This window comes from Streptomyces rishiriensis, from assembly GCF_030815485.1.
In the GTDB taxonomy this organism is placed as follows: Bacteria; Actinomycetota; Actinomycetes; order Streptomycetales; family Streptomycetaceae; genus Streptomyces; species Streptomyces rishiriensis_A.
This window is the reverse complement of sequence record NZ_JAUSWV010000002.1, coordinates 3,233,426-3,245,585: the sequence shown is the minus strand read 5'-3', so window position 1 is coordinate 3,245,585 and position 12,160 is coordinate 3,233,426. Positions and strand designations below refer to the sequence as shown.

Annotated in this window: 11 protein-coding genes and 1 tRNA gene; 4 read left to right on the top strand and 8 right to left on the bottom strand. The window is 74.1% G+C overall.

Annotated features, from left to right (window positions below; genetic code table 11):
- The first annotated feature begins 105 nt into the window (after positions 1-105).
- Positions 106-1,374 carry a M6 family metalloprotease domain-containing protein gene (locus tag QF030_RS16865; RefSeq protein ID WP_307163508.1) on the top strand — a complete coding sequence of 423 codons (1,269 nt, stop codon included), beginning with the start codon at positions 106-108 and terminating at the stop codon, positions 1,372-1,374.
- A 146-nt stretch (positions 1,375-1,520) separates the two neighbouring features.
- On the opposite strand, the gene QF030_RS16860 is transcribed toward QF030_RS16865, so the two are convergent.
- The 7 genes from QF030_RS16860 to QF030_RS16830 all read right to left on the bottom strand — a co-directional run bounded on the left by QF030_RS16860 (position 1,521) and on the right by QF030_RS16830 (position 7,954).
- Positions 1,521-1,594 (bottom strand) — tRNA-Lys (locus QF030_RS16860).
- A complete protein-coding gene (locus QF030_RS16855) occupies positions 1,585-2,172 on the bottom strand; it encodes a bifunctional DNA primase/polymerase (protein WP_307163507.1) in 588 nt (195 codons plus the stop codon). Before QF030_RS16855 ends, QF030_RS16860 begins: the two co-directional genes overlap by 10 nt.
- 251 nt (positions 2,173-2,423) lie before the next feature.
- Positions 2,424-2,792: a hypothetical protein gene (locus QF030_RS16850; RefSeq protein WP_307163506.1), complete on the bottom strand. Its 369-nt coding sequence runs from the start codon at positions 2,790-2,792 to the stop codon at positions 2,424-2,426.
- Between the two features lie 210 nt (positions 2,793-3,002).
- On the bottom strand, positions 3,003-4,343 hold the full coding sequence (locus QF030_RS16845; RefSeq protein ID WP_307163505.1) for an AAA family ATPase: 1,341 nt from the start codon (positions 4,341-4,343) through the stop codon (positions 3,003-3,005).
- Positions 4,340-5,938 carry a hypothetical protein gene (locus QF030_RS16840; RefSeq protein WP_307163504.1) on the bottom strand — a complete coding sequence of 533 codons (1,599 nt, stop codon included), beginning with the start codon at positions 5,936-5,938 and terminating at the stop codon, positions 4,340-4,342. Before QF030_RS16840 ends, QF030_RS16845 begins: the two co-directional genes overlap by 4 nt.
- Positions 5,929-7,050: a hypothetical protein gene (locus QF030_RS16835; RefSeq protein ID WP_307163503.1), complete on the bottom strand. Its 1,122-nt coding sequence runs from the start codon at positions 7,048-7,050 to the stop codon at positions 5,929-5,931. Before QF030_RS16835 ends, QF030_RS16840 begins: the two co-directional genes overlap by 10 nt.
- Positions 7,001-7,954, bottom strand: coding sequence for a phosphatase PAP2 family protein (locus tag QF030_RS16830; protein WP_307163502.1), 954 nt, complete (start codon positions 7,952-7,954; stop codon positions 7,001-7,003). The genes QF030_RS16835 and QF030_RS16830 overlap by 50 nt, the downstream gene beginning before the upstream one ends.
- A gap of 223 nt (positions 7,955-8,177) precedes the next feature.
- Between QF030_RS16830 and QF030_RS16825 the strand changes: the two genes are divergently transcribed.
- Positions 8,178-8,771, top strand: coding sequence for a histidine phosphatase family protein (locus tag QF030_RS16825; RefSeq protein WP_307163501.1), 594 nt, complete (start codon positions 8,178-8,180; stop codon positions 8,769-8,771).
- A gap of 46 nt (positions 8,772-8,817) precedes the next feature.
- Here the strand turns inward: QF030_RS16825 and QF030_RS16820 are convergent, their stop codons facing one another.
- A complete protein-coding gene (locus tag QF030_RS16820; protein ID WP_307163500.1) occupies positions 8,818-10,275 on the bottom strand; it encodes a hypothetical protein in 1,458 nt (485 codons plus the stop codon).
- Positions 10,276-10,531: 256 nt separating this feature from the next.
- Between QF030_RS16820 and QF030_RS16815 the strand changes: the two genes are divergently transcribed.
- Positions 10,532-10,921 (top strand): hypothetical protein, encoded by a 390-nt coding sequence (locus QF030_RS16815; protein WP_307163499.1) that lies wholly within the window; start codon positions 10,532-10,534, stop codon positions 10,919-10,921.
- A gap of 224 nt (positions 10,922-11,145) precedes the next feature.
- Positions 11,146-12,015 carry a spermidine synthase gene (locus QF030_RS16810; protein ID WP_307163498.1) on the top strand — a complete coding sequence of 290 codons (870 nt, stop codon included), beginning with the start codon at positions 11,146-11,148 and terminating at the stop codon, positions 12,013-12,015.
- Positions 12,016-12,160: the final 145 nt, after the last annotated feature.

Here is a 12,160-nt window from a genome sequence, read left to right as displayed (position 1 = left end):
ACAAACAGGGCGTAGTACGACAAATTCACACAGGCTTGGTGGCGGTGTCCCGTGAACCGCCTTCCGGAGGTCCCTGTGCCGCGACTGCCGCGACTGCCGCGACGTGTGCGACTGCTTCCGCGCCCCCGACTGCGCAGTACCGCGGCCGTGTTCACCACCTTCTCGGCGCTGGTCGCGAACTCGCTCATCGGCGGACCCTCGGTCGCCGAGCCGTTCTCGCCCGCCCCGTGCGCCCTGACCCGCACCACGGCCCACCACTCCGAAGGCGTGGACACCTGGAACACCGCCTATCCCCGGCCGACCCGGTCCCTCGACGCGGTGATGGTCTTCCTGTCCTTCCCGGACCGGTTCCCGACCACCTCCCCCGACGAACTGGCCGCCGACCACTTCCCCGCCACCAGCCGTTTCTTCCGGCAGGCGTCCTACGGGAAGTTCACCCTGCGCGCGCATCCGCTGAAGCGCTGGATCCCCATGCCGAAGCCGTCCACCGCGTACGCCATACAGCGTGACTGGAACGCCGACAGCCGCGCCGCCTACCTGCACGACGCGCTGGCCGCCGCCGACCCGCAGGTGGACTTCTCCCGCTACGACGTCGTCTACTTCGTGGCCGATCCGGACGCGCCGGGCGTCGACTCGGACGCCACGAAGGTCGTCAACCTGGACACCCCCCTGCACGCCGACGGCACGGACATCCGCCGGGTCGTCACCGTCTTCGAGCAGCATCCCCCGGACCGTCTCGTCCTCGCCCACGAGACCGGCCATGTCTTCGACCTGCCCGACCTCTACCACCGCCCCGTCGACGGCAAGGGCGACTGGGACACCTATGTCGGCGACTGGGACCTGATGGGCAGCCAGTTCGGTCTCGCGCCCGATCTGTTCGCCTGGCACAAGTGGAAACTGGGCTGGCTGGCGGAGCGCCAGGTGGTGTGCGTACGGGGCCCGGGTCCGACCCGGCTGACCCTGGAGCCGCTGAGCGCCGGACCGGGCGTGCCGGTCGCGGGCGCCTCCGGGGCGCCGGCCTTCGGGCTCGGCAACGGGCCCAAGCTCGCGGTGGTGCGCACCGGCCCCGAAAGCGCGCTCGCCTTCGAGGCGCGCGGCCCGGCGGGCAACGACCGCGCGGCCTGCCGCACCGGCGTCCTCGTCTACCGCATCAGCAGCGGCGCCCGGTCCGGCCGCGGCCCGGTCGAGGTGATCGACGCCCACCCGCGCACCGAGGCCTGCTGGGAGAACTCCGTCTACCCGCCCCTCGCGGACGCCCCCGTCGCCCTCGGCGAGAGCTTCACGGTGCCGGGCAACGGCGTACGGGTGGACGTCGAGGGGCGCACGGTGTCGGGGGAGTGGACGGTGAAGATCACGCCGGGGACGAAGCTGTGACCCCCGCCGTCCTGACGGCCTGACCACCGCCCGCCTCGGGCACGATCCGTCTCCGGCACGGGCCTTTGTGACACGAGCCTTCCCGGGTAGGGCCTACCCGGGTACGCGAGAGGCCCCCCGCTTTCGCGAGGGGCCTCTGCCGTCTGTGCGCCGCCAGGGACTCGAACCCCGGACCCGCTGATTAAGAGTCAGCTGCTCTAACCAACTGAGCTAGCGGCGCCTGCTGACGTCGTAGACCTTAGCATCCTGATCCTGGGGAGGAGAAATCGAAATCCGCACGGCCGAACGGGCTGCTCGGACGGCCGCCCACAGCAGGATCTCCGGGCCCGGCAGCCAGGGATGACGGGTGTCCGGGGCGACCACCCAGCGCGTCGACGCACCGTCCCGGGCGGGGGTGAGCGCGGGCACGGTCACCGCGTCACCCGTGCCGTGGCACAGCAGCGGCGGCACCGTCGCGGTCCGGCCGTCCCGGCGCCCCTCGGCGCTCCACTCCTCCCACTCCAGCAGTGAGGGCAGTCGCTGGGCCGTGCCCGGCGCCGCGAACAGCAGTGTCCGCCCGCGGAACGCGGCCACCGGCCCGGAGCCCGGTCCCTCGCCCCACAGCCGGTCGAGCATCAGCCGCCCGAACACCGCCGGTGCGCTGACGATGTCGAACGCCGAGCCGCAGGGCAGCACCACCGGGGCCTGGGGCCGCTCCTCCCAGAACGCGAGCGTGCTGCGCGGATATGTCCCGGCCGAGGCCAGCCAGGCGGCGCCGTCCGGGGTGACACCGATGGGTTCGTCGCATGCGCTGCTCATACCTACAGGAATACCGGTGGTGAGCGGACGAATTCACAGGGTTGCGGGAAACCGGGACGGGAGGGGAGCTGAGGGAGTATCTTGCCCGCCCGGCATATGCCAGGCGGGCGGGACATCCGGAGAGCGGGCCCTCTGGAGAGGCGGGGGATCGAGTGAGCGGGCGATCGGGCGGGCTCGGGGTGTCCCGCGCGGTCGGCGGCGTGCCCCGCGCGGTCGCCTTCGGGCTCGTCGCGCGCGGGTCGCCGCGGTGCTCAGACGGGGTCGGCGTGCCCCCGGCCCTCGGTGTCGCCGCGCAGCAGATCCCGGCCGAACTCGACCATCTTCTTCGCGTAGTCCTCGGTCCACTCGGCCCGCTCGCCGATGTCCGCCGGGGTCAGCCGGTCGAAGCGGCGGGGATCGGCGAGCTGGGCGGCGGCCATGGCCTGGAACTCCACCGCCCGGTCGGCGGCCGCCCGGAACGCGAGCGCCAGCTCCGTCGCCCGCGCGAGCAACGCGGCCGGATCGTCTATCGACTCCAGGTCGAAGAAGTGCTCCGGATCACCGGCCGCCTCGGCGGGCTCGAAGAGCAGGGGCGCGGGGCGTAGCCGCGGTTCGTTCCGACGCGGCGTGGGCTCCGCCATGTCTTCTCCTCCTCGTACGGTTCGGATGGCTCCACCGGCGGACAGCACCGGTGGCGTGGACCACCCTCCATTGTCCCCCGACAGCGCAAGAGGCCCTCGGCCCCGCAGTATCAAGGCTCGCGAGCGCCCCGTTGTTCCGCCCCCGGTACGGCCGCGGGCCGCCCGGCACTTTGGCCGGGCCGGAGCCTGCGGTCCACCCGGCCGGCGAGGTCAGGGTCTCCAGGCCACCCGGTGTTCCGCGAGGTGGGCCAGGACCGCGTGGTTCGCCTCCCAGCCGTCCGGGAACTTCACCAGCGTTCCCAGCTGGACCGGTTCCGTCGACGGATAGGCGTCCAGGAGGTCGCCCACCCCCGCCCGGCACACCACCACGCACGCGTGCCGGTGCCGGGAGGCCAGGACGCACAGGCGGCCCGTCTCCAGGTGGAAGGCGGTGGCATCGGGGCGGCCGGAGAGCGGGTGGAGGATCACCGTGACGTCGAACTCCATGCCCTGGAGCCGGTTGGCCGTGTCCACGGTCACGTCCGGGACGCCCAGCTCCGCCAGCGCCGCCCGCACCGCCGCCGCCTGGTCGCGGTGGGCGGTGCCGACGGCGACCCGGTCGGCGGTCAGCGGCATCGGGTCGGTGGACTGCTCCGAGGTGGCCGCGCCGCCCCGGTCCAGCAGCCGCCGGACGACCGTCGCGACGGCCCGCACCGCCTCCGGGTCGGTCCGGGGCGTGTGCCGGGCGGGCAGCTCCAGCAGCCCCCAGCCCGACTCCGCCGCCTCGTCGATCACCCGGTCGGTGCCGGAGCCGTCCGGGGGCACGGCGAAGGACAGCCGCCGGTCGCCGTGCCCGGTGCCGCTGCGGAACGGGGTGAACGGGTAGAACGCGTCGGAGACCAGGGGCGCCGCCGACGCCGGAAGCCGCCAGGACACCGGGAGCCGGTGCTGCGGCAGCTCGGGGTTGTGCGCGAGCAGGGTACTCACCGCCGAGGCCGACGGATCGTACGACAGGCCCGCCCACTGCTCGCCGCCCACGATCGAGAACGGGTCCAACTGCCCCGGGTCGCCCACGAACAGCGCCCGCTCGAACAGCCCGGCCACGGCCAGCAACCCGTCCGACCGCATCTGGTAGGCCTCGTCCACGATCGCGTGCCGCCACGGCTCGTCGACCTTCACATGCGCCCACTTGGCAGCGGTGGAGATCACCACCGGCAGGCCCGCCAGCTCCGCCGCCTTCGCCGACTTGCGTACGTTCGGCAGCTCGTCGAGCACCTTGTCGTACGGGTCCGCGTCGCTGCTGTGCAGTCGGCCCACCGGCAGTTCGGGGCTCTTCACGGCGAGCCGCACGACCAGGTCGTCGACCTGCGCGTTGGTCTGCGCGACCACCATCAACGGCCGCCCCGCCTCGGCCAGTTCCAGCGCCGCGCGGACGACGAGGGTGGACTTGCCGGCGCCGGGCGGCGAGTCGACGACCACCCCGCGCGCGGTGCCGTGCAGCGTGTCGCGCAGGATCGCGTCGGTGGCACGGGTGGCGGCGGTACCGGGGTCGAGGGCGGCCTCGGTGGTCACAGGACATCCTCCTGGGTGACGGAATCGGGGACCTCGGGCGCCTGCTCGCCCGGCGGACCGCCGTGCGTCCACGGGGTGTCCTCCGGATCGGGCAGCTTCGCGCCGCCGCGCTGCTCGTGCTCGAAGAGCGTGAAACAGAGTTGGTCGCCCTTCTCGGGCACGGATCCCGCCTCCGGCTCCTTGCCGCGGCCCATCTTGTCGACGATCCGCAGCACCAGCAGGCCGTCCTCCTCCTCGCCGTCCCGCCCCACGAACTCGGCGGCCTGCGGCTTCCCGCCCAGCGACCGGAACACCTTCGCCCGCTCCCCGAGATGCGGCCGGTCGTCCGTCCGTACGGTGACCAGCGGGCGCGGGCTCGGCCGCTTGCTCTCGCTGTACGCCATGACCACCTCGACGACTTCGCCCGCGAACGCCTCCCCGGCCAGCCGCCGCCCCGCCATCACCAGCGGGTCGTCGAGCGCCTCCTGCGCCTCCAGCCGCGCCTGTTCGCGCTCACGGGTGGCGAGCTTGTTGGCGGCGGTGACCGCGTCGTCGCGCCGCGGCTGCGGGGGCTCACCGGCGACGACCCGGTCCCGGTGGCCGGTGAACGACCACCGGTCGCGCGTCCACCGCTCCTCGACGTGCGCGCCCTCCGGCAGCGCTCGCAGCAGGTCCAGGCCCTCCCACACCTTGTTCCAGGTGGGCAGGGTCCGGCTCCTCACCAGCTCGCGGATCTCCCGCTCGGCCGCGGTGAGCGCGCCCAGCCGGTCGTCCGCCTGGAGGCCGTCCTCGGCGGCGGCCAGGGCGGTACGGGCGCGGTCGTAGCGCTCGATGGCCGGGGCGAGCAGCCTGTTGTCGAACGCCGGGTCCGTCGCCGGACCGGCGGGTGGGCACAGCAGCTGTCCGGCGGCGTCCCGCGCGAGTTCGGCGCGCAGCGCGGCCTCCGCGCCCGTCTCGCCCGGCGGCGGGGCGATCCAGGCGAGCTGTGCTCCGAGGTGCTGGTCCTCCAGGCTGGACTGGCCGGTCGCCCAGTGCCGGCCCAGGATGTCCGTCATCGCCGTCAGCAGCGAGGAGCCGGGCACCCGGGACCGCTCCCCGAAGTGGGTCAGCCACCGCCCGAGCAGCGGCACGCGCGGGGGCGCGGGATACGGCGTCTGCGGGTCCTGCTCCGCCGTGCGGCGAAAGCGCATGGAGCGGCCCAGAAGGCGCACGAGGTCGACGCCCGCGCGACTCGGCACGATCAGCTGGGGGGCGTCGGCGCACAGCTCGACCTCGACCTTGACGCGTTTGCCGGTCTCCGGATCGGTCTCGCTGCGCTCGGCGGCCTCCACGACGTCGGCGTAGGAGTCGAGGTAGGGCAGGACGACGTCGGCCAGTTCGGCGAGGAACGCGAACCTCAGCTCACGGTCGCGCGGCTGCGGTACGACGAGCAGCCGGGGCGCGTCCCGGTCGGTGCCGACCAACGCGCCCAGCGGGGCACCGGCCTCGCCGGCCGTGGTCAGCGGCACGAAGACCAGCGGCCGCTCGGACAGGTGCCGGTGCCGGACGGTGGCGGTGGGTTGGGCGCGCCCGGTGGTGACGGCCTCGAGGCGGGCGAGGGTGGTGATCAGTGACACGTCGCCCCCAGGGCGTCGGCGCGCAGTCGTGCGGCCCGGCGCAGGGCGGCGACCGCCGGATCCGCCGGATCGCCGCTCTCGCCCCGCGCCGCCGCCAGGACGTCCTCGACGGTGGTGAGCCCGCCCAGTTCGGCCCGCACGGAACGGCCCAGGGAGGTGACGGCGCCGGCCGCGCGGGATCGCTCACGGCAGTGGAACGCCAGCTCGCAGGCGGCCAGGCACTCGGGCGCGTAGGCCGCCGGGACCGCCTCGACGGCCGCGGTGAGCCGCTCGGCGGGCAGCTCGGGGGAGAAACAGGTGCCGTCGGGGAGGGCGTCGGCGATGTCCTGGATGCGGGTGAGGCGGGCGAGTTGGCGGCTGGTGACCGCGCGCTGCTTGCGCACGTCCACGGCGGACGCGGTGGGCAGGTTGGAGAAGTCCTTGGGGCAGACCAGGAGGACGCGGTGGCGCACGCGCGGGGCCGGGTCGAGCCGGGCGGCGACCGCCTCGAGGGCGAGCACGTACACGGCGGCCTGCCGGGCGGCCGCGCCGACCTTCGCCGGATCGGCCGAGCCGTCCAGCATCGGGAAGGACTTGATCTCCACGACCGTCCAGCTGCCGTCCGGGTGCACCACCACCGCGTCCGGCTCCAGGAAGGCGGGGGAGCCCGCGACGTCGAGCGCGATCATCGGGTGGTCCAGGAGCGTCCAGGTACCGGTCGCCTCGGTGGCCTCGCGCAGCGCCAGCGCGGTGCGCGCGGTGCGCCCCTCGGGGCCGATCGCGGACAGGTCGGGCAGGGCCGCGCCGACGGGCGGCGCGGCGCCGGGATCCAGCCGCTCGTGCACCAGCCGCAGCAGTTCGGCGCCGCCGTCCGCCTTCACCTTCGCCTCGAACGCGTTGCCGCGCGTCAGGGCGAACTGGGACTGCCCGAAGGCCGAGGGCGAGCCCAGCGCGTCCGCCAGCGTCGCCTTGTCCACCCCGGCGCCGTCGAGGATCGCGCGCCGCTCGCAGCCCGGATTGGCGGCCAGCGCCGCGAGGGCACGGGCGTCCAGCGCCTTGGCCGGAACGTCGGGGCCGCGCAGCTCAGCGAGCCGCTGCCGGAGCGCCGTCCCCCGCGTCCGAGGGGGAGGCACCCGGCTCGGCTCCGGGGCCGAAGCGTGACTCGCGCTGCCGTGGAATTCGCTCACCCGTCGAAGTCTGGCATCCGCCACTGACAATCGAGGACGATGTGCCGGCAGAGGCCGCGGGGACCAGCGGGACACGGGCCGCGAACCACACCCGGGCGCGGTCCGCGCCGCGCATCACCAGCGGCGTCAGCAGCAGTCCGACGCCCATCACGGCCGCGCCCGCGACCGCGTCGAGGAAGTAGTGGTTGGCGGTGCCCATCACCACGAGCGTCGTCACCAGCGGGTAGACGACGCCCGCCGTCTTCGCCGTACGCGTGCCGCCGTGCCGCCACAGCATGACACCGCACCACAGGGCCCAGCCCACGTGCAGACTGGGCATCGCCGCGTACTGGTTGGTCATGCCGCCCATGCCGCGCGGCGCGCTCGCCTCGCCGCCCCACCAGCCGTACGAGCTGTACTGGGCCATGGTGTCCACGAAGCCGTGGCCCGCCGACAGCAGCCGGGGCGGGCAGGTGGGCATCAGCGTGAAGCCGATGAGACCCATGAACGTGGACGTCATCAGCCAGGTGCGGTCCGCCCGGTAGCGCAGTGCCCGGGACCGGAACAGCCAGACCAGGATCACCGGTGTCACCAGGTAGTGCAGCGACGCGTACCAGAAGTCTGCCGGCACGCCGATCCACGCCTGGCTCCTGAACAGCCGGTTCAGCGGATGCTCGGCGTTGATGTGCAGGAACTTCTCGATGCGCAGGAGCGCCAGGCCGTGGTCGACGGCGGTGGTCACGTCACCGCGCGCGAGCAGTCGGCCCGCGGAGTAGCAGGCGTACACCAGCAGGAGCAGGGGCAGCTCGGTCCACCAGCGCAGCCGTGCCCGCGGGGCCGCCTCGGTGCCTGGTGTCTCGGTCTGCGGCATCCGATCGCCTCCCCCTTCGTATCGCTGTCCGGTCGCTGCGGTGCCGGTGGCTCGGGACGGGCCACTTTACGGTGTGAGCGCGCGCCCTCGATGGGCGCCCCGGCTCTCAAAGACGCTGAGATCGCCCTCCGGGTTGCCCCTGTTCAGGGTGAGCGATGATGGAAGGGATCCGCTTCCTCCTTCTCCCCTGATCCCTCTCAGGGTCTCCCCGGAAAGGTCCCCCATGGCACCGCGCATCCTGCTGGCCCGGCACGGACAGACGGAGTGGTCGCTGTCCGGCAAGCACACCGGCCGGACCGATGTGCCCCTCCTGGAGGAGGGCCGCCGGGGCGCCAAGCTGCTGGGCGAACGGCTGCACCGGGCGCCGTTCGACGGCCTGACGGACGTGGAGATACGCACCAGCCCGCTGGCACGCGCGCGTGAGACGTGCGAGCTCGCCGGCTTCGGTGAGCGGGCCACGACCTGGGACACGCTCATGGAGTGGCACTACGGCGCCTACGAGGGCATGACGCCCGCGGAGATCCAGGCCGCCCGGCCCGGCTGGCTCATCTGGCGGGACGGCGTCCCGGAGGGCGAGACGCTCGCCGAGGTCACCGCCCGCGCGGACGAGGCGGTCGCCTGGGCCCGCTCGGCCGACCGGGATGTGCTGGTCTTCGCCCACGGGCACATTCTCCGCTCCATCGGGGCACGCTGGCTGGGTCTGCCGCTGGACTTCGCGGCCCGGATCCGGCTGAACCCGACGTCGCTGTCGATCCTGGGCTGGGCCTACGGCGAACCGGCGATCGAGAGCTGGAACGACCTCGGGCACCTCGGGTAACCGGGGGCGGGGGCGCCGGCCCCGGGCGGCTTGGGGGAACCGGGTCTCACACCATCCGCGGGGTCGAGGCGTGCCGCTCCAGGAACGTGGACACGCCCCCCGCCCGGCGGTGCGGCAGCAGCACCCTGGCCGTACCCGCCAGCATGGTCTGGATCCGGGACGACTGGACCTGGTCCAGCAGGTCCAGGACCCGCATCCCGGCGATCGCCGCCTCGTCGGGGTGGCCCCCGCGCGCGAGATCGTCCGCCAGCTCGGCCGTGTACAGCGCGATGTTCCGGGAGAAGTGCGGGTCCTGGAGCTCCGCCGCCCGCCCCGCGTGCCGGGCCGCGCGCGTCCAGTCGCCCAGGGTCGACCAGCACTGCGCCTCGAGCCCTTCGAGCTCGGCCTCGCCGTAGAAGCTCATCCATTCGGGGTCGCTGTCGCAGGGCCCCCGGTCGTAGAGGGCCTGCGCGCGGACGAGCGCCTGCTCACAGCCGGTGCGGTCGGCGAGCCCCGCCCAGCCGCCCGCCTCGCGCAGCGCCAGCAGGGACATCAGGCGGGGCGAGCCCAGGGGGCGGGCGACGCGCTGCGCGGCCTGGGCGGCGCGGACGGCCTCACGGGGCCGGCCGGCGTCCCGTGCCAGGAACGCCGTGTTGCAGAAGGCGTGTGCCTCCAGTCCCTGGTCCCCGGTCATCCGGGCGGTGGCCAGCGCCTCGGCGTAGTGCGAGCGCGCGTCGTCGAAGCGGCCCGAGTCGTGTGCCAGCCAGCCCACCGAGATGGCGAGTTCCCCGGCGCCCGAGTGGAGCCGGTCGGCGGTCGTCTGCCGGGTCGTCCCGGCGTCCAGCAGCGCGTAGGCGGCGCGCAGCGGAGCGGCCGCCCGCCGGTAGAGGCCGTCGGCCCCGTGCCGGTCGTCCAGCAGCCGGATCCTGCGGACCGCTTCTTCGAGGGCGCCGGCCTCGCCCGCTCCCGCGCGGCGCACGGGACGATCCGCCGACGCGTCGTGGGCGAGCCCGAGGGGGCCCAGCGTGGCGGCGGCCATCGTGGCACCTCCGCCGGTCATGAATGCGCGACGCAGCACGTCGCTCTCCTCGTGGTTGTGGTGCGTGTCGTACGTGTCCTGCGTGTCATACGGCTTGGGCGCCTTGCCCGTCTCACTCGTGTTCCGCTCGTCACTGGTGGTGCGCTCCGGTCTTGTGGTGTGCGCGCAGGGCGCGTCCTCGGGGCTGCGCGCCCCTCGTCCGCGCACGGACGCGCGGGACGCGAACCCCAGGTCGGTGAGCGTGCGACCGGGGAACATGTGCAGGAACACCCGCTCGTACGCGTAGTTGGGGCAGCGGATCTCGCCCGCCTCGACCCGCCCGATGTAGCGCGCGTCACAGCTGACGCGCTCGCCGATCTCGCGGGCGGCCCGCCGCACGAGTGCGGCGAACTCGGCCGGCGAGCGATGTCCGCGCAAGTGGCGGAAGGCGAGGTTGGGCCGTGCCGGCCGGTCGGGCCGAGGTGGGGTCACCGTTGACGACGCCATGGCCGGGTCCTCTCGTGCGAACCGTCGAACCATGCCGGAAGAGGGATGAGTTGTCCGTGTGGCACCCTTGTTCCCGGCGGGCAAGAACGTACCTGCTGCGGTCGGGCCGCCATGCGGTGTTTGGTCACAAACCGGATATCTCATCCGCGATCTGCCATGAACTGCCATCCTTTGCGGCGGACTTCCGCCGTAGCCCTTGACGCCGTGCGGCGTTGAACCTTGTGGACTACAGGCGGGCTGCGCGGTGGAGGCCGGGATGGAGACCAGCCAGAGCAACGTTCCTTCTATGACGTCGGTGGCGGCGTGCGACGTGGTGACGGTGCCGACCCGTCAGGGGTTGGAGGCGGTCGACATCCTGCGAAGGGGGTCGACCGGGGACGGGGTGGGACCCGTGCTGCACGACGACGGCGACGACACGCTCGGCTTCGTGGTGCCGGCCGGTACGGCGGCGGCATGGGACATGCCGGGCAGTACCTGTACGAGGACCGACGGCCGTGGACTGCGACTCGCCCCCGAGCCGCCGGTCGAGGGCCCGGAGTGGCTGGTGCCTCCCGGTGAGGCGGATCTCGCGACGGATCCGGCGGTGCTGCGGCGGGCGCTGGGCGAGGCGGCCCGGCTGATCGAGGCGGCGGACAGCTGCCGGTGAGGACGCCTCCGGTGTGACCGGCGCGGCACCCGGCTGCCGGGGCCCCGCGCCGCACGCGCGCGTGCCCGCGAGCGCCGTGACCGCCGCCCGGCCGACGGCCCGCCCGCTTGCCGGACCCCTGCTCGGGCCACCGCCCGGCCCTGTCCGCCGCACCGCTCGGCCGCCGTCGGGTCGCTGTGGGGTCGGGCGCGCGGGGAGCACCCGCGGCCTGCGAAAATGCTGTCATGGCAAAGTCCAGGAACACCCGGCGCGAGCGGGACGCCGACGCCGCCGTGGTCGAGCCCGTCGACGGCGGACTCGCCCAGCTCGTAGCCGACCGGGACCGGGCGCGGGCCTGGACGCTGCTCATCGACGGAGCCCCCCAGTCGCACGTCGACCTGGACGACCCCGCCCATCTCTCCTTCGAGTACCAGCGGCGCCTCGGTCATGTCGTCGACCTCGTCGCACCGCCCGGTAAGCCCCTGCACGTCGTGCACCTCGGCGGTGGCGCGTTCACCCTCGCCCGGTACGTCGCCGCGACCCGTCCCCGCTCGACCCAGCAGGTCGTCGAACGGGACGCGGCCCTCGTCCAACTGGTGCGCCGGGAGCTGCCGCTGGACCCGGGCGCGCGCATCAGGGTGAGGTCGGCGGACGCGCGCGAAGGTCTCGCCAAGGTGCCCGACGGGTGGGCGGATCTCGTCGTGGCCGACGTGTTCAGCGGAGCCCGGACCCCCGCCCACCTCACCTCGGCCGAGTTCCTCGACGAGGTCCGCAGGGCGCTCGGGCCCGGCGGGACCTACGCCGCCAACCTCGCCGACGGCCCGCCGCTCGCGCACCTGCGCGGCCAGATCGCCACCGCCGCCGCCCGGTTCGGGGAACTCGCGCTGGTCGCGGACCCGGCCGTGCTGCGCGGCAAACGGTTCGGCAACGCCGTACTCGTCGCCTGCGACCTGCCGCTGCCGATCGCCGAGCTGACCCGCCGGGCCGCCTCCGACCCCCACCCCGGCCGGGTCGAGCACGGCAGGTCGCTCACCGACTTCACCGGCGGCGCGGTACCGGTCGTGGACGCGTCGGCGGTGGCCTCACCCGCCCCGCCGCCCTCGGTCTTCCGCTAGGCCGTGTCCGCAAGGTGGCGCCGTCCGCCCGGAGGGCAGGGCTCGCGTCGTCCGGCGCGTGCGATCGCAAGGCGGCGGGCCGGCCTCCTACCGGGGTGGGCGGTCACGACAACGCGGCGAGCGGGCGTGCCGGGCGTCGCCGGCC